Below are 21,912 nucleotides of genomic sequence, written 5' to 3' on the forward strand. Positions count from 1 at the left end.
ACTGCTGAATAAAACTCAATTCTTCGAAATCACAACCGTGTTTATCTATCCTTTTCAAGACGCCGCTAACGTGGGATGATCGAAGCCGCTTCGAACTGACAATTCTCCCATTGGCTGAATCTATGCATAGCTGGCTTTATCTTCTGGCGGTCATCGCGGGGGCTGCAACTGCCGTTCAAGCAGCAGTCAACACACAATTAAAGGGGCATGTTCCTGTTCCAATGCAGGCCACGCTCATCTCATTTTCCACAGGTGCAGTCGTGTCGCTCTTGTACTGCCTGTTGACACGTGCTCCGACACCTGACTGGTCGAGGCTTTCCCAAGCCCCCTGGTGGGCCTGGACCGGTGGTACTCTGGGCACTTTGTTTGTGTGGTCGAGTATGACAGTCGCACCTCGACTGGGAATTGCCCAGATGGTTACGATCGTCCTCTTCGGCCAGATGCTGACGGCGTTACTTGTCGATCATTTCGGCCTTCTCGGAATGCAGGCGATTCCTTTGAGTTTCACTCGCATCCTGGGAGCTATTTTCGTCCTGTCTGGCATGGCGCTCTTCACCTGGCGTTGATCCCGTCCCATCCTCAAGTCAAAGATCGCATTCAAATGAACAACTTCAAGACGCGCAACATGACGCAATTCCAACCCGGAATTCTGGCATTCATCAAATCGAACGTGACTCTGGCTTTGCTCATTGGAAGTCTTATTCTCAGTCCGATTTCAGTCATGGCCGGTGGGATTGATGATCAACCTCGAATCATTCTCTGGCCTGATGGAGCACCTGAGGCCAAAGCCGGCGCTCCTGCCGACATCCCCTACTTATCCATTTACAAAGCCGATCCCTCCAAAGCGACTCGATGTGCCATTGTCGTCTGTCCTGGCGGTGGTTATGGCGGGCTCGCCAAATCCCACGAAGGCCACGAAATTGGCCAGTGGCTGAATGAACTGGGAATCAGTGCTTACGTTCTCACCTACAGACACGCCCCGGCTTACAAGGATCCTGTCCCACGTCTGGATGTCCAGAGAGCGATTCGTCTTGTTCGATCTCTGCACTCTCCACAAGCTGGGATGCACGATGCCGATAAAGTGGGTGTGCTGGGTTTTTCTGCCGGTGGACATCTGGCATCGACCGCTGCCACCCAGTTTGATCTGGGGCTATTGGATTCATCGGATACGATTGACCGGTTAAGTTCACGGCCTGATTTTGCGATTCTGTGCTATCCCGTCATTTCCATGGAACAGGGCGTGACTCATGCCGGTTCGCGAAGAAATCTCCTGGGCGAAACTCCTGCCGATGAAGATGTGCTCCGGATGTCCAACGACTTGCGCGTCACTTCACAGACACCACCGACCTTCCTCTGGCATACTCAAGAGGATGCAGCAGTTCTTCCTGAAAACAGCCTGCGATTCTACTCCGCGATGGTGAAACACCGCGTTCCTGGCGAACTTCACATTTTCCAGAAAGGCCGCCATGGGATTGGCCTCGGGAAGGGGCAGGGAACCGCTGCCGCTTGGCCAGAACTTTGCGCCAACTGGCTGAATTCATTGGGAATGCTCAAAAAGTGATTGCCGCATTCACCATCTTTGCCTCGAACACGTTCGAGGCAAAGCAATCTCACTCAGCAGAAATCATATTCTGACAGTGGACTGACGAAAATGCTTTGTCAGTCCACTGTTTCATTTCACTTTTACTGAAGCGGTTGTTCTGGATCGATGTTCAAAGCCACGGCACTGTAAGCCAGCAGGCTATCCCTATGTGCAGCCACATCATGGATCCTGAGAAAATCGACTCCCAATTGTGCCAGAGCCAGACTGACACCTAACGTTCCGTATTCTCTTTCGTTGACATCACGCCCGGTAAGTTGCTTAAGAAACCTTTTCCGAGAATGACCAACGAGCAACGGTCGCCCCAGTTTTTGAAAGTGCGGTATGGCTCGCAATAGCGAGAGATTATGTGCCGCCGTTTTGCCAAACCCGATTCCGGGGTCAAGACAGATCGATTCGGCTGAAATCCCGCCGTCGATTAACTGGTTGATTCTTCGCTCAAAAAAATCAAACACCTCCTGCACAACATCTGTGTAGACCGGATTGTGCTGCATGGTTTGCGGAGTGCCTTGAATGTGATTGATGATCACGCCGGCCTTGTAGTCGCGAGCGACGGCCACCATCTCCACATCAAACGTTAACCCGGAAATATCGTTGATGATATTGGCACCAACCTCCAGGGCTTTCCTGGCCACCTGAGCTTTGGTCGTATCAACGGAAATTGCTTGCCGGGAATGCTTTCGGACTTCGCGAATCACAGGAATGACGCGTCTGATCTCCTCGTCCGCGGCGACGGGTAATGAACCGGGGCGTGTCGATTCGCCACCGATATCCAGTATCTCCGCACCATGACTGGCGAGATCAAGAGCCTGCTGAACAGCAGCGTCTGTCGAGAAAAACGCTCCTCCATCAGAAAAACTGTCGGGAGTGACATTCACAATTCCCATCAGTCGAGGCTGACGACTTTTCTCGAAGGTGTGCTCGCAACAACACCATCGCACGTCAGAAGAAGTGTACATATCCATCGTCCTCACGATTTAGGCGGGCGTGAGAGGGCCATCAACTCTCAGCACACATCTTATCATAACAGCCTATTTTCCAAAGACTTACGATATTCTCTGACAAATAACAAATCATCTCGGAAGATCGTTTCTCTGGCCCCACTGCTCTCCACAATAAAATTGTCATCAACGGCACGACAATATCATCCCAGACAATGTGTACCTCCCATTCATCCTAAACGTGTTTTTCGGTTCATTTCATTTGACATCCGTATCCTTCCCGCTATCCTGCTTTGGCGTAACCGGAAGAGTTATCCAAAGTTACTCAATGTCAAAATGTTTCGCTCGAAAAGTCATTGATTGGCAGATTTTGCTGATCGACGAGCGAGTCACCAGGGGGGTCGGGGCTGTCTGCACCGACAAATCTCGTTCAACGTCTGAGGAGGTCTGTGAAGATGGCTGGTATGTTCAAGTCTATGGCGGCTGCTGCCGTCGCTGTTGTCCTGTGTTGTGCAAGCGCTGCCGACGCCGGTCTGTTCCGTCGTTCAAGCGATTGCTGTGCTCCAGCTCCTAGCTGCGCCGCACCTGCACCAAGCTGTGCAGCTCCTGTTGCCTGTGCACCTAGCTGCGCTGCTCCAGTTGCTTGTGCTCCTGCTTGCGAACCAACCCCTTGCTGCAAAGTGAAGAAGGTTCGTTGCAAGAAGAAGCGTTCCAGCTGCTGCCCAAGCGAATGTGCACCAAGCTGTGCAGCTCCTAGCTGCGCCGCTCCAGTCGCCTGTGCTCCTACATGTGCCGCTCCTGCTCCAGCTGCTTGTGCACCAGCACCAGTCGCTTGTGCTCCAGCTGCTCCAACATGTGCTGCACCAGCTCCTGCCGCCTGTGCACCAGCTCCATGTGCTCCAACATGTGCAGCTCCTGCTGTTGCATGTGCACCTGCCGCTGCTCCATGTGCTCCAGTAGCACCATGTGCCCCAGTGGCTCCATGTGCTCCAACATGTGCTGCACCAGCAGCACCTGTCGAAGCTGCTCCAGCCGCCCCTGTTGCTCCAGCTCCTCCAGCCGAAGCACCAGCACCAGCTGCTAACTAAATTTGTGCTGGTTGGTTGATCTGCAAAGATCGCCAATTCACATGAATTCGTAATCGAGTGGGGAGTCTCAATGGCTCCCCACTCTTTTTTTATGCCAGCAACGACCCCGAAGCATGAGACGCAACGACGTGTGTTGCGGCAGTGAATGACGAATCTCAGTTCAGTTTCACTGTTGAAAACGAACAAGATCTGATTGCCCAAAGCAGCGTCAAGTTCGGCCCACAATACTCTCGATCAGATGAGAGCGAGTCTGTTGGATAACTCACTTCGCCAACCCGCACGAGAACTTTCGGTCCGCGAAATCTTGATTGCTGCCAATTCAGTCACTCGACTTCTCTTGGCAAAAGCCGCATCAATGCGATTCTTTTCCAGATTCTGCCAGAAACCGCTGAAGATCGGCCTCGCCTGCGACGATCGTCCGGCAAAACCCCGTCGGCGTTCGATCATACCGGATCTGAGCTACCTCAGAAGCATGGGAATGTAACCAGGAGATGAACTCAGACCTGGCAGCATCGCTGGATGAAGCGGTCTCATGACTCATCACCGTGCGGATTTCTGTGACGAGAGTATCCAGTCGGCTGTCAAAGCCATTCGGACTAGGCATGACAACCTGCCGCTGTTTTCTCAGGGGTTACACAGGTCGAAGTTCCCTCGCAGCAATTGGTTTGGGGCTGACTTTCCTGAACTGCCTTCCATGCGAGAAAAGAGTCATGATCACCGATCACGACTTCCATCCCCAGGTCGGCTACCATCTTGAAATCATCTTCAGCCGGCTGCCCTTTAGTCGTGAGATAGTCGCTGACGAACATACTGTTGGCAGCATACAGGCTCATCGCCTGCATCGACCTCAGATTCACTTCACGTCCGCCGGAAACTCTCAGTTCCACAGCCGGATTGGCAAAGCGGAACAGACACAAAGCTCTCAAGCACTGGCGGGGATTCAATTCCTGCCGAGCTTCGAGAGGAGTACCATCGATGGCATGCAGAAAATTGACCGGGGTCGATTCCACACCCAGTTCCCGCAATTCAAAAGCGACATCAACCAGATCGTTCTGGGTTTCACCCATGCCCACAATCAGGCCACTGCATAGCTCCATACCGGCTTCACGAACCACCTTCAGTGTTTCCAGCCTGTCATCATAGGTATGAGTCGTGCAGATCTTGTCGTAAAACTCGCGACCTGTGTTCAGGTTATGGTTGATCCGATCAACCCCGGCTTCTGCTAATGTTTTGGCCTGATCGGGCGATAACAGACCCAGGCAGCAGCAGATATGCAGTCCATAGGTCTCTTTGATTTTCTTGACAACGCTGGCGACATGCCCTACTTCTCGGTTGGAAGGGCCGCGTCCTGAAGCCACGATGCAATAGGTTCGGGCCTTGGCTTCGACAGCTCGCGCTGCTCCTTCCATGAGCTTGGCTTCATTCAGCATGGCATACTTAGGAATTTCAGTTTCGGCAATCTTGGATTGAGAGCAGTAACCACAATCCTCTGGGCAGAGACCACTCTTGGCATTTTTCAGGAAGTAAAGCTGAACTTTATTCCCGAAATACTTACGCCGCACTTTGTAAGCAGCTGCCAGCAGATCCACGATCTCATCGTCTTCTGAATCCAGAATGGCTAGAGCTTCCTCACGGGTCAGCACGTGCCCGCCCATCACTTTGTCAGCAAGATCACTCCAGCAAATCTTTGTGGAGCAGTTTTCTTTCGAAGACCCAGTTGCAGACATGGAAACACTCTCGACAGCGGACATACTGATTACCCGTCTTAGGAACTCACGTCGGCTGGTCACACTGACCAGTCCGTGAAGACTTCCCGAGCCTGTTATGGTTGTTGAATGATGATCAATTCAGCCGATCCTCACGAGGATCAAGCTGACGAAGCTCGCCAATGGAGAGCTCGCCCTTCACATTTTCCATCAGAGTGTAACTGGTTGCTCTCAGACAATGAATCCACGAACCAGTCCGGCTGGCACTGTCGTTCATTTTGACGGGCTGCGGCTCGATTCGCGAATGGCGTAAAGATTGGAAAACGTTCTCAGATAAAGAGTTCCGTTCGAAATCACTGGTGAAGACGAAATCGATTCCGGGATCTCGTTTTCAGCAACAACTTCAAATTTCCGACCTGTCTTTACGACGGTCACTTTGCCATCGCGTGCCGTGAGATAGATATGGCCATCGGCATACACAGGCGACGCCCGGTGTCTTTGCCGATGTGTCCGCTCAAAGTAGACCTCTTTGCCCGTATCCGCTTCCAGCACATTGAGATTCCCGTCGTGCATGCACAGGTAGACCAGCCCATCCAGAATCAGCGGTGAAGGAACATCAGGTGTTCTTTCCCATTGCCACAGATGGGCTTCGGTTTTGAACAGGTCTTTGCCGGGCTTGGGCTTAATGCCCATCACCGGGCCTCGTTTTGCCGTTGGAATGACCAGTAAATCCCCAGCAGCAACGGGTGATGCCACAAACCGAAGTGTGCGATCGTATTTCGCAGTGGGGTTCAGTCCGCTCATCCGCCAGACTTCACTCCCATCGGTCAGCCTGTGCCCTACGGTGTAGTCGGCTCCGTGGGTCACCAGCACGGTTCCATCACCTTCTCCAAAAAATACGGGAGAGGCATAAGAATGTTCGTTTTCATCGCTGCCATCGCTCGGTCGATCGACAGCCCATTTTTCTGTGCCGGTCAGTGCATCCATAGCCACGATGCGTGCTTCACGGGTTTTCGGATTCCCATCACCATGCAGCAGTTGGAGGTAAAGCACACCATTTCGTAAGAGTGGTGTGGAACTCATGCCAAATTGAATGTTGAACTTCCCATATCGATCCTGGACATTGAACTTCCAGACTTCTTTGCCGTCCACAGTCAGGCAGGCCAGCGTTCCATCACCAAAAAATGCCCAGACACGCTGGCCATCAGTCACAGGAGAAGGAGAGGCTGCGTTTCCTTCGTCTCCGCGTGCAGTCAGAGTGCTATTGGATACCGTCTTCACCCATTGCACAGCACCATCTTTGGTACTCAGCCCCAAGACCTGAAGATCTCCACTCTCGGTGACCGTGGTGAGGAAAATCTGATGGCCCCAGACGACAGGCGTCGAACCCGCTGGCCCTGGCAGGGGAGTTTTCCACAAGACGTTCTTGTCCGCAGACCAAGTGGTCGCAATATTTTTTTCGGAAGAGATTCCGTTATTGAGAGGCCCACGCCAATTCGGCCAGTCTTCTGCAACAAGTGAAGCACCGCTCAGCAGCAGGGCAACACTTGCCAGAGAGCCGAGTTTTGCCATGCAGGAAGATCCAACTTGCGAGAAAAATGACAGGAGCCCACGATCAGTTTTGACGTACTTCACAGCAGAACCTTCTTCGAAGTGACAACATTTCGGCGTCATGCGTGTCCTCACAAATATCTCGAGATAAATATCTCAGATCTTTTTGCGATTCGATACATCAGAACGAGAATTCCCCTCAGATGAAAGCCGTCACTTCGCTGCCAGAAAGGAGATTGCCTCCTGATTGCCTTCCGTGAACAAGCGGCTTATGCCTCGATGATGACGACGAGTGAGTTTTTGCTGGCGATCATCTTGCTCTTGAACAACTTTGCCGCCTTTCGAGATCTTTAGAGAAAAAAGGGGCGAACATCGTTCTTTTCGACCACTGATTCATTTGAGCACTGAATCGTTTCTGAGCAAATTCTTCATGGCTCCGTAACTTTTTCTCAATCGGAATGACCGCTGCGATCGATACATGCCCTACGGGGCGATCGGAAGTCACCCGCTGAGCCGACAGGTTCAAAAGCCTGTCAGGCGGCAGAAGAAGGATGGAATCGCATGAGTCCCTGCCAAAACTGCCATGCCGGCTGCTGTCGCAGTTTTGCAGTTTCCATCACGGGAGCGGATATCATCCGCATCGAACGTGATCTCAAACTCAATTTCTGGGATTTCGTCTGCCGTTGGGAAGATCGCGAAGGGCTCATCACGCGCGGGCAGGCTCCACAGTTTTATTTTGACGATGAGCCAGAAGTTCCCTTTGCCATCTGCCTGATGCACAGTCAGAGCCAGTTTTTCCCACAATCGACCAAATGTCGATTTCTCATGGAAGGCGCACCGGATCGAGATTTCCCTCTCGGTGAAGCCCGATGTGGCATTTATGGCTCTCGACCATCGGCCTGCCGAATTTTTCCGACGAGACTGAGTTCATCGGGGCAGATCGCGGAAATTTACGACATCCCCTCACATGGTCGTCACGAACAGTTGCCAATCTACGAACTGTGTCCACGCCCATGGATCCCTGCCGATCTTGACCCGGTTCAAACCGTGGAAGATCTGGTCATCGCTCGCTTTGAACAGCTTTTTTTCCAGCAGCTGGCCAGAGTCTGGAATAAGTCTCCCCAAAGCTGGGCTTCGTTTCCGGACTTCATCCGCTTTGTTTATGAGAAACGACTGATCCGAAAAACGGCCGACGAACTGGAAGCCGAAATTCCCGCCACGATCCCTTTTTTCCGGGCGGCGTAATCCATCAACTTCGCACCGGCGGGCGGCCCTTTCGTGCTGATTACTGGCGAATTGGGCTCGTGCAGCCGAAGCGGGCTCAATCTTGCCAGCTGATGATTCAACTCAATGTCGCATGCCAAAAAGCGACATGTTGCAGGCAAGTATCGAAAATGTCATCCTTCCCGAATCTCAATTCAATCGAAGGGAAGCGGACATGCCAACACATCGATTTCGAATGATTCCTGCATTTCTCATGGGGATCATCATCGGACTGACAGGATTCAGCCCACTGTTTGCAGAAGAACTATCCAGCGAAGAAGAGTGCCGTCAGGCCGTTCAACTCGCCATGAATGCTCTTCAGGAAGGCAATATCCGTGAGTTTATTGCTGCTATTGAGAATTCCTCAGGTGAAGTGAACGAAGAAAAGCGACTTCGATTTGACGCCCTCACACAAAAGATCCATCAGGAAAAGATCAAACTGGCAGCACGTTATGGCGAACCGCTCGGAAAAGTCGAATTGCTGAAGACTGAGAAAATCTCGGATCGATTCATCCGCTACACAGTTCTCGAATATCACGAACGCTCAGCAGCTGTCTTTCGCATCACTTATTACCGACCACGCGAAAACTGGACATTTCACTTCCTGAACTGGACTGACGATCTCAACTCGCTCTACGAGAAGGCTCCCTGAACGTAATCCCATCACAATTGACGGCCTTCGAGACCACACAAAAGGCCTTCATCCGTGTGATTCGCCCTGTCCATTGGGCCAATCTTTCAACAGCCAATTGAACGTCATGACGAGTTCTGTTTACATATTAGATTCATTCACATCGACGCTCGGCACGAAATCAAAGAATCTGATCTCAACAATCACATCTGATTATTAAGGGATATCGCATGGGTGGAGGCGCACCTGCTGCGGCAGCCAAGTTCAGCACGATCCGATTGGGAGCGGGGGTCATCAAGGACTTCCCGATTAACAAACTGTTTCGGGCCATGGTCGATCTCAACAGCTCCGACTTGCACTTGCAGGTGGGCAAGCCCGCGATTCTCCGCATCAAAGGGGCATTGAAACCTCTGGATATGCCTCCCATCACCGAAGAGCAGATGAAGGAACTCTGCTGGCCGCTGATGGACGAACGCAACCAGGAGATCTTCATGAACACGGGCGGTGCCGACTATGCCCATGTCGTCGAGTACAAGGGTGAGCCGTGGCGTTTCCGCGTGAACATGTTCATCCAGACTGGGAAGGTAGGGATGGTCAGTCGTAAGATCGAGCGGTCGATCCCCAACTTCGAGGGGTTGTACCTCCCGCCGATCATGGAGGATCTCTGCCGGTACGACCAGGGGATGGTGCTGCTCGCCGGCGTGACGGGTTCGGGCAAATCGACCACCATCGCGTCGATGCTCGACTGGATCAATCACAACTTCGGCAAGCACATCCTGACGATCGAAGATCCCGTCGAATTCGTGTATACGGCCGACAAAAGCCTGATCAACCAGCGGGAAATCGGCCCCGATGTCTGCGATTTCCACACCGCGATGAAGCATGCCGTGCGGCAAGACCCCGACATCATGCTGGTGGGTGAGTTGCGCGACCGGGACACGTTCGAGACCGCCATCCATGCGGCAGAAACGGGCCACCTTGTATACGGCACGATCCACGCCTCGTCGGCTCCCTCGACGATCGGCCGTATTCTCGACCTGTTCCCGCAAAGCATGCACTCGGCGATCCGTTCGTCGATGGGCTTCAACATGAAGGCGATCGTCGCCCAGAAGCTGCTCCCCACGATTCGCGACAAACCCAAGCGCGTCCCCATCTGCGAGGTAATGCTGTTCAACGGCACCGTCCGCAAGCTGATCCTCGAAGAGCAGGATGAAAAACTGCCCGCCGCCATGCGGATCGGCAAGGCCGACGGCATGCAGTTGTTCAACGACAGCCTGTACCACTTCATCACGCAGGAATACGTGAGCCGGGCGGAGGCTTTTGAGATCAGCCCCAACGTGGAAGAGCTCAAAATGATGCTCAAGGGGATCGATGTGAAGGGCCCCGGGATTCTATAAGAGCTTCCACATTCTTCACGATACAACGGCTTTTCATCTTTCGGCAGGCTGGCCAGGACATCATCCATTTCAAAATTGCGGCATCGCAATTGTCGAGATCACAACTTTCGAGATCAGAAATCAGTCATCGTCAGAGAGACGCAAAGCATGTCTAAACTCTTTACGACCGTTCTCACCCCACTGTTTCCTCTTCTGCTGATATTAGGTGTTTTCCTGAATCCACAGAGTGCATCCGTGGCTCAGGAAAAAAAACCGCACCCGCAGGAGCAACTCGATACGACAATTGCCGAGATGATTCGCCTGTTACAGGAAAAGGAGCATAAAAAACTGATTCTGGAATTTTCGATTCCTGAGGAACTTGAGGTTCTCAAGCAGACGAATAACGTCGATGCCCTCTTTGATGCTTTTGCAAAAAATGGTGCCCCAAAACTTCTTAATGCTTTGAAAAAGGCCGCTGAACTCAAGCCCGTCATGAGTGAAGATGGCCTAGTCGCAGAGTTCATTTTTCCTGAAGAGATTAACGGGAATAAGAAAATGTTCTTCAAAAAAATCGACAAAAAGTGGTATCTGCAAAACCGCACAAGTTAACCAACTGCCTCTCGCCCAAACAACCTCTTTAACGTCATTTTATTGAGCTATAAAGCTTATCTTTAACACTGGATCGCTCCTGTGACCGTGACCCTTGAGACTGATCCACGCTTTGCCTTTGGTGCCAACTGGTGGAGATTTCTCTCTCGCCTGACCGAACCGCAAATCGCCACTGCTGAACAATCGATTCAAAAGCTGTTCCATCGCGAACGGCTGGATGGCCTGACGTTTCTCGATGTTGGCTCGGGGAGCGGGCTGTTCAGCCTGGCAGCAACTCGCTTAGGGGCCATTGTCACATCGATCGACTTTGATCCTCAGAGTGTGGCCTGTGCCGAGGAACTGAGACGCCGATATGGTTCGGGCAACGGGTGGACGATTCAGCAGGGCTCGGCTCGCGATCAAACGATGATGGCCAGCCTGGGGCAGTTCGACATCGTATACTCCTGGGGTGTACTCCATCACACAGGAGATATGTGGTCAGCCATTGCGATCACGGCACAGGCCACGAGGCCCGGTGGTCACTTCTGCCTGTCTATCTACAACGATCAAGGCGCTGCCAGTGACCGCTGGAAGATTGTTAAACAGCTCTATGTGGCTTCACCTTCGTTCATCAGGCTGTTGATCGTCCTCGCAGTAGTCGTGGCCTACGAATGCTATGCCATTCCCGTGAACCTCTTCCGCAGCCTGATGCTGGTGATCCGCCTCAAGAACCCGCTCCCCATCTGGCAAGCCTGGTTCCAATCGCGGTTCGGCCAGAAAGAGCGCGGGATGTACTACTGGACCGACATGGTCGATTGGGTGGGCGGCTGGCCTTTCGAAGTAGCCAAACCCGAAGAAATCTTCCGGTTTTTGCGAGATCGAGGCTTCACGCTGTTTGAGATGAGGACTGTTGGCGGCCGACTGGGCTGCAATGAGTTTGTCTTCCGCCGCAATGACTAAACCGATCGGATCGCTATCCGCTGGTCAGTTCCGAGGTCACTCCTGAAAATCCGATAGTCGGCGACGGAGTTCCTGTGGCACCAGATGTCCGGCATTGAGATCGTCAAGGTAAGCCGCTGCGTTGGCTGCCAGCTCATCGTCTTCACAGGCACTCACCAGTTTGGTGAATCCACTCTCTTCTTTGAGATAGGCATGTGCCCATGCCGATTCCAACTGCACTTCCATCTCGGGATGCTGATCAGCCAATTCAAAAAGTGCAGGGCGGTAGGACGCACTGATAAATGGAATGGCACTGGCAGCCGCCTTGCCTGCCACACTTCGGCTTTCCAACGGTGCTGCGGCATCCAGCCATTCCGAAAGTCGCTGGATTCCTTCCGGCGAATCATAAGGATGCGTCAGAATCTGATCGGCTCTTGCCAGTTGATTCAGCCAGAACAAACTGGCGATAGCCGCTGTATCCTCTGTCGATTTTGGGGAGAGCAGTTTGACGAGCTTCGGGATAATCGGATCCTGTTCTCTCGGCCACTGAATAAAGCCATCCCAAACCCAGAGATTGCAAAGCCTGGCATCGCCGCTGGCAGCCACAATCGTATCCCAGCCTTCGGATGTCCCAAAGCGGGAAAAGAGCATCAGCAGATAACCCAGCAGGTCATCATCGGAAGGGATCTTCTCAGAGATTTTTTCAAAAATATCGAGCAGGTGGGGCATTGCATGCCGGGCGAGATACATGAAAGCCTGAGTCGTCTCGATCCGCTCGAAAGCGACCAGAAGAGCCCGCACATCACCAAATTCAATCAATTGATCTTTCAGCCATTGTGCCTGCCGCTCCAGCAATGAGACCACTAAGGCTGCATCTGCAATCGTGGTGATTGCCGCTTCCGCAATTTCGGCTGCCGGGAATTCACCGCCATCATCCAGCCATTCATTGCAAAGTGCCTGCCACGTTGGCCTAGACATCATTCCACCCCCGCATCTCTTCCACCCTTCGGGTAATTGTTGAGCCCGTCCGGCTGAATTCTTACTTGAAAACCTGAACAGGACAATCGCGGTTGTGGAGGATACTTGGCATAAGCGAGATCTTGCTGATGGCGAGTGCAGAGCCAGAAGACAGATTGTCTCCCGGAAACGATCTTTCGAACATGTTCACAGTCGTGACATAAACTCTTCAAAATTCAGCAGTCTCCCACTCAGGGCTGGCGAACCCATCGATTTTGAACCGTAATTGGAACCGAACGCCGCATCACGATCTACCGACGGCACAAATTTCCTGCCGAAAAATGACAAACCACTTCCGCCCATGGCTTTTGGCTCGAGTTGTGGCGATGTTCATAATCTTTGTGTAAGGGATGCCCAATTTCCCTGCAAAACTCATATCATTCACGCTCAATTTCATGGATCCGTCAGTCTGGGAGTATCTGTTGACCAGTCAGGAACAATCACCAGATAAAGAACGCATCGCCCTGGCAATTCAACAGCCCTGGGCCGAACTGATTCTTCAGGGGAAGAAAACGATTGAAATCCGCTCGACCATGACGAATCAGCGAGGTCGCTTCTACGTTTATGCATCCCGAAAGCCCTCTCAGCTTCCTTGCGCTCTGGTCGCAGCCGCTGAGCACCATCTTGAAATCGAACAACTCCCGAAAGGGGTGATCCTGGGGACAGTCGAATTGATGGATGCTCGATCAGCTAAGGCGTCTGATGCTCTTGCGGCCTGCGTCCCGCCAGAACTTCTCGTTAACCGGCAAGCCTGGATTCTGCAGAATCCTTTCCGGCTCCCGCAGGAACTGTCACCGCGATTTCTCCCCTATGGCATCTGGTTCTACCCTTTCCAAAGGAAGCCGGCAGCGGGGGACTCACTGCGATAGACTCCGTATCGAACTGATCATGATGTGCACTGAATGACCCCAACAAAGCAAAAAAATCTCGACAGGCTGATTCTCGAAATGAACTCTCCGACCTTCGCTGTCAATACACCCATCGCCTGGCTGAATGGCCAATATCTTCTCGAATCAGCCGCTGCGCTTCCCGTAACGGATCTGGGGGTTGTTGGTGGTCTGGCGGTTTCCGAAATGTCGCGCACCTTTGCCGGTCAGATTTTTCGATTGACTGATCACCTCGAACGACTGCGACAATCTTTGAAATTTGTCGAAATTGCGTTGCCCTGTTCTGAGAGTCAAATTTTCGAGATCTGCACGCGGGTGGTCACCCACAACTTCAAGGTCGTTAACACTCCAGAAGTCATCGATTCGAAAGAGATTCCGCAGGAATTAGGGGTCGTGATCTTCGTCACCGCCGGGCCAAATCCCACCTACACGGGACAGGAGTATGCCAGGCAACATGGCCCGAGTGTAGGTATCCACACCTTCTGCCTGAGGCGACAGGCTTACCACGCGATGTACCGGGATGGGGTCTCCCTCGTCTGCCCGCCAGTTCAAGCCTTACCTGCGGAGATTGTTCCCCGAACCATCAAATCAAGAAGCCGTATGCACTGGCGGATGGGTGAACTTGCTGCGCGAAAAATTGACCCGCACGCCTTCAGTATTCTTGCTGATGACGATGGTTCATTGACCGAAACTGCTGCTGGGAATCTGGTTGTCATTCAAAACAACTGCGCCATCTCCCCACCCGAAGGCCAGGCACTCGAAGGGATCAGCCTGAAGGCGACACTGGAGTTTTGTCAGCGCTCCGGACTTACGGTCGAACGTCGAAAAATCTGGCCTAAAGATCTCATGATGGCTCAGGAGGCATGGCTCACCAGTACTCCCTTCGGGATGGTTCCGGTCACCCGGTTTGATGGGCATACGATCGGCGCAGGACCAAAAGGCCCGTGGTACCAGAAGATTCTCCATCAATGGAGCCAAACCACTGGTTCCGACCTTGCCCTATGGCTTGGCGGTGAGAATACGGCTGGCCTAGAAAATTAAGTTGACTCCAGTTTCTGTTTCCACTTGGCGACCTGCTGGGCGACGGATGCCGTTCCCCCCGAACCTTCACTGCGGAAGCGGCGGACAGCATTCACCACACCCAACGCTTCGAACACATCCTGTTCGACCTGTGGTGCAATCGACTGAAAATCAGCCAGAGGCAACTGCGCCAGCGTGCAGGACTTCGATTCCGCGAGCCTCACGAGCTTGCCCACAGTCTCATGGCCTGTCCGCATGGGGACACCCTTCTGGATCAGATACTCCATGAGCGTCGTTGCATCCAGAAACCCTTCTTCAATGCGGGCCGAGATCGTCTCTTTTTTCAGTTCGGCGTGCTCAACAATAGCAGCAGCCAGTTCGAGACTCGCCTCAACCTGATCGAGGGCATCGAACAAGGCCACCTTGTCTTCCTGCAGATCGCGATTGTACGCCAGGGGCAGGCCCTTAATGAGCACGAGGACATGCTGCAGATCACCGACCACTCGGCCTGCTTTTCCGCGAATCAGCTCCAGTACATCGGGATTTCTCTTTTGAGGCATGATCGATGAACCGGTCGTGTAGGCATTCGGCAATTTGATGAAGCCAAACTCGGTCGTACACCACAGAATCCATTCTTCGGCCCAGTTGCTCAAATGCGTGGCGATCAAAGTGAGATCAAAAACGGTCTCGGCGACAAAGTCGCGATCGCTGGAAACATCCAAACTATTGGCAGCCGGCCGGTCGAATCCCAAGAGTTCGGCTGTTCGCTGACGGTTAATCGGCAACGTTGTACCAGCCAGAGCAGCGGCCCCCAGCGGAGATTCATTGAGGCGCACGCGAGCATCCCGCAGGCGAGTTCGATCACGCTCAAATTTCTCGCACCAGGCACACCAATACTGTGAGGCAAGCACTGGCTGAGCACGCTGCAGATGCGTGTAGCCGGGCAAAATTACCCCCTCATCTCGCTCCGCACGCCCAATAAACGCCCGCTGCAGTTCAACAAGCAATCCATCAAGCCGATCCATCGCGTCTCGTACATAAAGTTTGAGATCGGTTGCCACCTGATCATTGCGACTTCGGCCCGTGTGCAGCTTGCGACCGGTATCTCCCAACCGTTCGATCAAAGCCGACTCGATATGCATGTGGATGTCTTCCAGTTCGATTCGAAAGGGAAATTTCCCTGCGAGAATCGTGGCCAGAATCTCATCGAGTGCGGCGTGAATCTGGTTCTTTTCCTGCTCGCTGATCAGGCCGACTTCCGAGAGCATCTGCGAGTGAGCCTTCGAACCGCGAACATCGACCTCTGCGAGCCGGGCGTCGAAGCTGATCGATTCGGTGAAACGTTCCACGCGAGGATCCGTCTGCCCATCAAATGCACCACCCCAAGCTTTAGCTGCCACGTTCACTTCTTTCGACTGCCAGAATGAGTATTAACAACCCGAGCCTGCTGGCGAACCTTCGGATGGGGTTCGCTGGAAATGACCGATTGGTCAAGTTGATTCACTTCTCAGGTTCATTTGCCATCTTAGCGGGTGGCAAGGCACTTTTCCCCCGGACGACCACAGCACATTCGAAGCTCATTCGCCGACTCAAAGCACTTCAATTCCTGACCCGATGTGGCAAAAAATCAACGGAAAACTGGTTCAATCAGAATTTGTGGCTCCCCAACAGCTGTAAGAATGGGTAATTTAGGTGAAATCTGTTTGACAAACTTCAGAACATCATTTCGTGAGTGGATCTCCACCAAATGTATCATAACCTTCTGTGCTGCATAACTTTGTGCACGACTACACTTCTCTGGGCACAGCTTCCAGCTCAGGAAGTTGCTCCCGAAATCGCTCCTCAACCAGTCGTGGCACCACTCACACCGGCTCCCGTGCTGGTCGCTCCTGTTCTGCCTGACGCGATCTCATCACCACCAGCGTCCATCGCAAATTTACCGGCCATTGCTCCTGAAAATCAGCCAGTAGCCCCTCTTACGAATCAGGTCGGCTCACCATCAAAAGAAATGTCCCCAACGAACATTGTCACGGTGAACTACACACCAGATGGTTCTGCCGTCCATACGTTCGGTGCAGGGACTGCTTCCGCCTGGACAGTCACCATAACTCCAGGATTCCCATCGACTTCTGGATTGTCATCCCTCCCGGGCCGATTTGCTCCGAATATGCTGATGCCCCCAGCACCGGCGGCTCAATCAACACCTGCTGGCAGCGAAAATACTCCGGCGGTTGCCGACCAGAGCTGCCTTAACTGCGATGTGCCTCATGCAGGGGCCGGCGCGCTGACGGGCGTGATTCGAGCCCATCACTACACCGAAGTGTACAATCAGATCCCTTTCAGTCGCTCGGAATACGATGCCAATCCTGCGTATCGCCATGATGCCACCATGGAACTGTTGCTGGGCCAGATCCGGCCAGTCACCTACCAGACAACCAATGTGAACGTCGCCACGGGCGGCTGGAGTCCATGGATCAATTATTACCGAGGTTTCTGGGGTTACCCTTGGGGTTATCAGCCTTTCGGTTACTATGCACCCAGATATCGGACATACGTCCGCTGGTAGACTGCAAAGTGATCGAAGGATCTCGGGATGGCTCTGGATCATCAGAAAGCAAGTACTGCTCCTCCACAAAAAAAAATATCGCCACCCTGTGTGGTGCTGGTGAGTGGTGGGCTGGATTCCGCCACAATTCTTGCCATGGCCAAAGCGCAGGGGTTTTCTCCCTTTGCGATCTCATTTGATTACGGCCAGCGGCACCGCTTTGAATTGGAAGCCGCTGAGAAAGTCTGCCAGGCGCAGGGCGTCGCCCGGCATGTCGTCATTCCCCTCGACATGCGATCGATCGGGGGCTCAGCCCTCACCGCCAATATCGATGTCCCCAAGGACCGCTCGGAAGCCGAATTGACCAGCGGCATTCCCATCACCTACGTTCCCGCCCGAAACACGGTCTTCCTCTCGATTGCCTTAGGCTGGGCCGAAGTGATCGGGGCACAGGATTTGTTTGTAGGTGTGAACGCCGTGGATTACAGCGGCTACCCCGATTGCCGACCGGAATTTGTAGCCGCTTTTGAGAAGCTGGCGAACCTCGCCACCCAAACCGGCGTCGAAGGCCAGCCCTGGAAAATCCATGCACCATTAATTCACCTCACGAAGGCTGAAATCATCCGGCAGGGAGTCGCCCTGGGTGTCGATTACTCTTTAACTCATAGCTGCTATGATCCAACTCCCACAGGACTTTCCTGCGGCCACTGTGACTCCTGTCTGATTCGCAAGAAGGGGTTCCTCGAAGCACATATTCCAGATCCCACCCGTTATGCCGACTGATCTTTCCACTCTTCCTTCTGCTAAAAAAACAGGCCACAGTTCTGCGCGCCTGCGTATTGCCGAAACCTTTCTTTCGGTGCAGGGGGAGGGTGCGCTGACGGGCGTGAGATCGTTTTTTATCCGCACGACGGGCTGCAACCTGCGCTGCTGGTTTTGCGATACTCCGTACACCTCGTGGACAGCCGAAGGAAACTGGCAGACCATTGATGAGTTGCTGGCTCAGGCCACTGCCAGTGGAGCGGAGCACGTCATTCTGACTGGAGGTGAACCACTCCTTCAGCCCGCGATTGTCGAACTTAGCCACGCGCTGAAGGCTGCCGGGCTCCATATCACTGTAGAAACAGCAGGAACGGTCGACCGTCCCGTGATGGCAGACCTGATGTCGATCAGCCCGAAGCTGGCGAATTCGAACCCCACTGCCGCACCCGATTTTCCTGTAAATCCCACTGCGGTGCGGGGAAGCCAAGGCGCGGTCGCCCGCAGACACTCTGAGCTGCGCTGGAACATCGCCACGCTCACACGTCTGACGACTGACTACCCGTATCAGCTCAAATTTGTGATCGATACTCCCGCTGATCTCGATGCACTTTCAGAGGCTCTTACTGAGTTGCCGCACGTTCCGCCGGAACATGTCTGGTTGATGCCCCAGGGGATCACACAGGAAGAACTCGCCTTGCGTGGAGCCTGGCTCAAGCCACTGGCAGAATCGCAAGGCTACAACTTCTGCCCCCGCCTCCACATCGAATGGTTCGGCCACCGCCGCGGCGTGTGATATTTCTCACTCGGTAGAAAAGTGCTCACGAAATGCGTCACGACAAACGAATGACATCATCGAAAAGCCAGAACCCCGAGCAGATAACACAATTCCAATCGTGGTGGAAAAACTCCTTGGGCTTTTCCACAGCCACCAAGGCAACGAGGGCCGCTGAGAGAGCCACAACGGTCAACCGCTTCATGATTGACTCCTCTTGCTCTGCCTAACGATCCGCATCACCGGGCGGCAAGGAAAGGCAGTGCAGTCACAACACGCGCCGCGCGCCGTTCCGGTGCATGCGCTAGTTAGGCGGACTTTTTAGTTTGTAAACACCGGATGGAATCCGCATAACCCAGTCATGGAGACTATTCCAGCGGTAAATAACGATTTCACAGTCATTGTTGGCGTAGATCCAACTGACAAAATCAAATATGTCCTGACGTTTAAATTCTGATCTCAAACTGCCGGTAACCGCAACCAACCTTTCATTCCCCCAGAGGTCGAATGTGTCGGTTAAACTGACAAGCAGATATTCTCTTTCGCACTTTGTCTTTATGCCGAGATAGAAAATGTTTTTCGCTACAAATTCCATTTCCTCTCGAGAAAACTTTTTTGTGGACTCCATGTCAGAGAAAAATGTGTCGAAGTGTGTCTTTCCTACGTCGGTCCATTCATACCAGATGTCCTGTCTATCCGAATCTAACTTCTCGATCCATCCAAGTGCCTTGAGCTTTTCGCCAATTGCCGACATCCGGCCGTAAAATGGATCCACGTTTTTACCCATGTCTTCGCCGTGGCCAATGGCCAAAAAAGAAAAGAGATTCGCAGGGTGGCCCAGATTGACTGTACTCAATCTACTTGGGTGGCAACGCCACAAGAGGTTAACGAGACTGAGATGAGTTCACCAAAAGTTTTTAATCCCTTGGCCGGGTGATCGAGGCTGAAACTCTGCTTTCTGACGGGATGTTCAAGCCAAAGAAGAGCACTGGCAAAGCTGCAATTCATGCAACAATCCGCCTCAGATCCCGAGGAACCTGCAGGGCACTTCTTCCAGCAAATAACTCTTATGCCGCTGGCACACAGGTAGCTCGATGACGAGCAACCTGTGCCACCATGCGTCTTGGACCTAGCCACCGGCGCTGACCCCAAACGCCCGCAGTACGGCATCGCAATACTCATCGACCCGCAGCTCATACTCGCAGTCCCGCACCAACTCGTCCACTACGCCTTCTCCCATTCGTCGGGCATGCGGCCACACCCCGAGCAAATCGTCCTGCTCATCGTCGAACGCGACCAGCCACGCGCCCGCATCCTGCCCGATCTTGGTGAACGCAGCCCGAATGTTGGGCGACGACTCGAATAGGTGGCTCATCCCGGAGGTCGCCGCCGTGCCGCGGAACAACGCAAAGCGGTCGCCGCACCGCAGCGAACTCCACACGCACCCGATAGCCACGCGGCCGGAGACCGGGTCGGACAGCCGGTCGTTCCCGCCGTGTTCAGCGATTCGATCGTCCGGTGCGAACAGGAACGACAGGCAAAGGTCATGGGTTTCGTACTGGCCGCGCCGGGCGACTGCCATCAGCCGCTCGGGAGCTTTGCGGACGGCCGACAACAAGCGGTCGGCATCGTCGGGCACAAGGTGCGAGGCCAGCGATTCGACCAGCCGAATGACGGCTTTCCGTGGGGCGACGATCTCGTAGCTGTAGTCAATGCCCACCGAAGCGCCCTCTGCGACCATACAGGTATTCGACCGCCAAAGTGCGGTAGAATATTGTTTCAGTTTTGCGGTGTGGCATGGACTTGTCAATTTTGATGTGTCAGTTTTTATAGGGCAGGCTCCCGCCTGCCTGTTCAAACCACATTACACTCACGACGCCCAAATCACCGTCACCCGTCACTTTACTCCAAACCATTTGGTTGAACCCCCTCACCAGCCAACCCCGCATCCTCCGCCAAAGGGATCACCTTCCAATCCTTCAGGAAGTAGCAATATCCCGAAGGATGCCAGTGCATATTCACACGGCCACCAATCAACAATCGCTGCCATAACGTCATCTGGCGGGTTCCCCACTTTGGATACCATACACGAAGCAAACGACCTTCCAGCCTCAGGCGATCAACTCCCATGTATCCCGCAATTAGCTTGCATTCATTGGTGGAGCCCGCAGGACAAATGAAAGTCCCATCGTTGAGTCGCAATCGGTATCCGAGCTGCGGATCATCGTCCAACACACCCTGCACAATTACGTTACCACCTTCGCAACCGATAACCATATCACCGCTCTCCGTGCGGGGCAGGAGAGTTCGATCCAAGCTGGCAGACCCGGTATGCACGAAATTCGCGAATTCATCGGCATGCCCCGAGCAATCCACCGTCCGATACTTCAGCCGCCAGGACTCCATCGCCAGACTGCGCTGCCAATTCAGGAACTGAACTTGAACAACGCGCAGAACCAGACAACAGCAGATCGCGACCACCAGTTTGATTACAAGCCTACGGCTGACAATGGCCGGCGGGTTTCGTCCTCGCCTCAGAGAGATGAACATGGCGAAGCCCCAGGAAATGACATGAGCCGCATAATGAATCTACATAATCGATATTTCACAAAACGCAGCTTCGAACAACAAGCACTATGCCTGACAAAGAGAGACTTCTCTGACCTTTTCAGCCAGACGTTCTGTAAACTCGCGAACCGTTGTGGGACACCAATAAGGATCGTGGCGATTACATCCCGAGGATGAGCCTTCGAAAGCACAATGCAATATCTCTTCCCTTGTTAGCCGCCCCTTCAAATGGGGTTTTTGAAGTGCAATGCAAAATATCAATGGGGTCAAATCATCAAACGGCCCCCACCACAGGAGGAACAGTGGATCGTCGGGATGCAGATAAGCGGTTTCGATCCACTTCTCCTCAAAGATCGCCTTCGACAACGCCTTGACGATCTCAATCTCCACCGGATTGTTGGGCCAAGCCGGATGTGGCGCTATACGAGCTTTCAATTGCTCGACAATTTGAACCAGCAGTCCCTCCAGCAGTGTGTCATGCGGACTCCCCGTGAGAATGCTTCGCAACAATCCACCCAGCAGAGGAATCCGATCAAAGCGGTCGCGTTCCCGCCTCGGCGGCGGCCAGGGCGTCGGATACTTCAACGGCTCCATTGCAATCGCTCCTGATCCTCGCAAGGACTCTACAGCATAACATTTTGCAAAAGCCGATATATTT

General features: G+C 53.3%; 24 protein-coding genes. 12 read left to right on the forward strand and 12 right to left on the reverse strand.

The window, feature by feature from the left end; all coding sequences use genetic code 11:
• Positions 1–122: 122 nt before the first annotated feature.
• Positions 123–566 carry a DMT family transporter gene (locus tag PLIM_RS09970; RefSeq protein ID WP_013110184.1) on the forward strand — a complete coding sequence of 148 codons (444 nt, stop codon included), beginning with the start codon at positions 123–125 and terminating at the stop codon, positions 564–566.
• 59 nt (positions 567–625) lie between these two features.
• Complete coding sequence (locus tag PLIM_RS09975) at positions 626–1,561, forward strand: alpha/beta hydrolase (protein ID WP_052301682.1); 936 nt, start codon at positions 626–628, stop codon at positions 1,559–1,561.
• Between the two features lie 122 nt (positions 1,562–1,683).
• Here PLIM_RS09975 and folP read toward each other — a convergent pair whose 3' ends face one another.
• The 5 genes from folP to PLIM_RS10000 all read right to left on the reverse strand — a co-directional run bounded on the left by folP (position 1,684) and on the right by PLIM_RS10000 (position 6,907).
• Positions 1,684–2,559, reverse strand: coding sequence for a dihydropteroate synthase (gene folP / locus PLIM_RS09980; RefSeq protein ID WP_013110186.1), 876 nt, complete (start codon positions 2,557–2,559; stop codon positions 1,684–1,686).
• 765 nt (positions 2,560–3,324) lie between these two features.
• Positions 3,325–3,615, reverse strand: coding sequence for a hypothetical protein (locus PLIM_RS22755; protein WP_052301547.1), 291 nt, complete (start codon positions 3,613–3,615; stop codon positions 3,325–3,327).
• Positions 3,616–3,981: 366 nt separating this feature from the next.
• Positions 3,982–4,233: a hypothetical protein gene (locus PLIM_RS24140; RefSeq protein WP_013110188.1), complete on the reverse strand. Its 252-nt coding sequence runs from the start codon at positions 4,231–4,233 to the stop codon at positions 3,982–3,984.
• The gene (gene bioB / locus PLIM_RS09995; protein ID WP_013110189.1) at positions 4,226–5,356 is read right to left on the reverse strand and encodes a biotin synthase BioB; all 1,131 of its coding nucleotides are present in this window, start codon (positions 5,354–5,356) and stop codon (positions 4,226–4,228) included. The genes PLIM_RS24140 and bioB overlap by 8 nt, the downstream gene beginning before the upstream one ends.
• Positions 5,357–5,608: 252 nt before the next feature.
• The gene (locus PLIM_RS10000) at positions 5,609–6,907 is read right to left on the reverse strand and encodes an outer membrane protein assembly factor BamB family protein (protein ID WP_041403461.1); all 1,299 of its coding nucleotides are present in this window, start codon (positions 6,905–6,907) and stop codon (positions 5,609–5,611) included.
• Between the two features lie 540 nt (positions 6,908–7,447).
• Here PLIM_RS10000 and PLIM_RS10005 point away from each other — a divergent pair.
• The 5 genes from PLIM_RS10005 (at position 7,448) to PLIM_RS10025 (ending at position 11,704) form a co-directional block, all read left to right on the forward strand.
• Positions 7,448–8,131 (forward strand): YkgJ family cysteine cluster protein, encoded by a 684-nt coding sequence (locus tag PLIM_RS10005; RefSeq protein WP_013110192.1) that lies wholly within the window; start codon positions 7,448–7,450, stop codon positions 8,129–8,131.
• Between the two features lie 193 nt (positions 8,132–8,324).
• Positions 8,325–8,801 (forward strand): hypothetical protein, encoded by a 477-nt coding sequence (locus PLIM_RS10010; RefSeq protein WP_013110193.1) that lies wholly within the window; start codon positions 8,325–8,327, stop codon positions 8,799–8,801.
• A 209-nt stretch (positions 8,802–9,010) separates the two neighbouring features.
• Positions 9,011–10,177, forward strand: a complete 1,167-nt coding sequence (locus PLIM_RS10015; protein ID WP_013110194.1) for a type IV pilus twitching motility protein PilT — start codon at positions 9,011–9,013, stop codon at positions 10,175–10,177.
• Between the two features lie 147 nt (positions 10,178–10,324).
• Complete coding sequence (locus PLIM_RS10020) at positions 10,325–10,765, forward strand: hypothetical protein (protein ID WP_013110195.1); 441 nt, start codon at positions 10,325–10,327, stop codon at positions 10,763–10,765.
• A gap of 81 nt (positions 10,766–10,846) precedes the next feature.
• Positions 10,847–11,704 carry a class I SAM-dependent methyltransferase gene (locus PLIM_RS10025; RefSeq protein WP_013110196.1) on the forward strand — a complete coding sequence of 286 codons (858 nt, stop codon included), beginning with the start codon at positions 10,847–10,849 and terminating at the stop codon, positions 11,702–11,704.
• A gap of 36 nt (positions 11,705–11,740) precedes the next feature.
• Here the strand turns inward: PLIM_RS10025 and PLIM_RS10030 are convergent, their stop codons facing one another.
• Positions 11,741–12,664: a hypothetical protein gene (locus tag PLIM_RS10030; RefSeq protein ID WP_013110197.1), complete on the reverse strand. Its 924-nt coding sequence runs from the start codon at positions 12,662–12,664 to the stop codon at positions 11,741–11,743.
• A gap of 431 nt (positions 12,665–13,095) precedes the next feature.
• On the opposite strand from PLIM_RS10030, the gene PLIM_RS10035 reads away from it, so the two are divergent.
• Together PLIM_RS10035 and PLIM_RS10040 are read left to right on the forward strand one after the other, a co-directional pair.
• Positions 13,096–13,569, forward strand: a complete 474-nt coding sequence (locus PLIM_RS10035) for an ASCH domain-containing protein (RefSeq protein WP_041401538.1) — start codon at positions 13,096–13,098, stop codon at positions 13,567–13,569.
• Positions 13,570–13,647: 78 nt separating this feature from the next.
• Positions 13,648–14,628, forward strand: coding sequence for an aminotransferase class IV (locus PLIM_RS10040; RefSeq protein WP_196349563.1), 981 nt, complete (start codon positions 13,648–13,650; stop codon positions 14,626–14,628).
• On the opposite strand, the gene argH is transcribed toward PLIM_RS10040, so the two are convergent.
• Entirely contained in the window at positions 14,625–16,007 is a 1,383-nt protein-coding gene (gene argH / locus PLIM_RS10045) for an argininosuccinate lyase (protein WP_013110201.1), read from the reverse strand. The genes PLIM_RS10040 and argH overlap by 4 nt on opposite strands.
• A gap of 347 nt (positions 16,008–16,354) precedes the next feature.
• On the opposite strand from argH, the gene PLIM_RS10055 reads away from it, so the two are divergent.
• Genes PLIM_RS10055 through PLIM_RS10065 form a run of 3 tightly spaced genes read left to right on the forward strand, consistent with a single transcriptional unit; the run spans position 16,355 to position 18,707 of the window.
• Positions 16,355–17,173, forward strand: a complete 819-nt coding sequence (locus tag PLIM_RS10055; protein WP_013110202.1) for a hypothetical protein — start codon at positions 16,355–16,357, stop codon at positions 17,171–17,173.
• A gap of 27 nt (positions 17,174–17,200) precedes the next feature.
• A complete protein-coding gene (gene queC, locus PLIM_RS10060; RefSeq protein WP_013110203.1) occupies positions 17,201–17,935 on the forward strand; it encodes a 7-cyano-7-deazaguanine synthase QueC in 735 nt (244 codons plus the stop codon).
• Positions 17,925–18,707, forward strand: coding sequence for a 7-carboxy-7-deazaguanine synthase QueE (locus PLIM_RS10065; RefSeq protein WP_013110204.1), 783 nt, complete (start codon positions 17,925–17,927; stop codon positions 18,705–18,707). Before queC ends, PLIM_RS10065 begins: the two co-directional genes overlap by 11 nt.
• Positions 18,708–18,744: 37 nt before the next feature.
• Here the strand turns inward: PLIM_RS10065 and PLIM_RS24385 are convergent, their stop codons facing one another.
• The 5 genes from PLIM_RS24385 to PLIM_RS10085 form a co-directional block, all read right to left on the reverse strand.
• Positions 18,745–18,891 (reverse strand): hypothetical protein, encoded by a 147-nt coding sequence (locus PLIM_RS24385; protein WP_013110205.1) that lies wholly within the window; start codon positions 18,889–18,891, stop codon positions 18,745–18,747.
• 99 nt (positions 18,892–18,990) lie between these two features.
• The gene (locus PLIM_RS10070; protein WP_196349564.1) at positions 18,991–19,461 is read right to left on the reverse strand and encodes a hypothetical protein; all 471 of its coding nucleotides are present in this window, start codon (positions 19,459–19,461) and stop codon (positions 18,991–18,993) included.
• Positions 19,462–19,815: 354 nt separating this feature from the next.
• Complete coding sequence (locus tag PLIM_RS10075; RefSeq protein ID WP_013110208.1) at positions 19,816–20,406, reverse strand: hypothetical protein; 591 nt, start codon at positions 20,404–20,406, stop codon at positions 19,816–19,818.
• Between the two features lie 182 nt (positions 20,407–20,588).
• On the reverse strand, positions 20,589–21,236 hold the full coding sequence (locus PLIM_RS10080) for a hypothetical protein (RefSeq protein ID WP_013110209.1): 648 nt from the start codon (positions 21,234–21,236) through the stop codon (positions 20,589–20,591).
• 84 nt (positions 21,237–21,320) lie between these two features.
• A complete protein-coding gene (locus PLIM_RS10085; protein WP_013110210.1) occupies positions 21,321–21,848 on the reverse strand; it encodes a hypothetical protein in 528 nt (175 codons plus the stop codon).
• Between the last annotated feature and the right edge of the window lie 64 nt (positions 21,849–21,912).

Source organism: Planctopirus limnophila DSM 3776, assembly GCF_000092105.1.
In the GTDB taxonomy this organism is placed as follows: Bacteria; Planctomycetota; Planctomycetia; order Planctomycetales; family Planctomycetaceae; genus Planctopirus; species Planctopirus limnophila.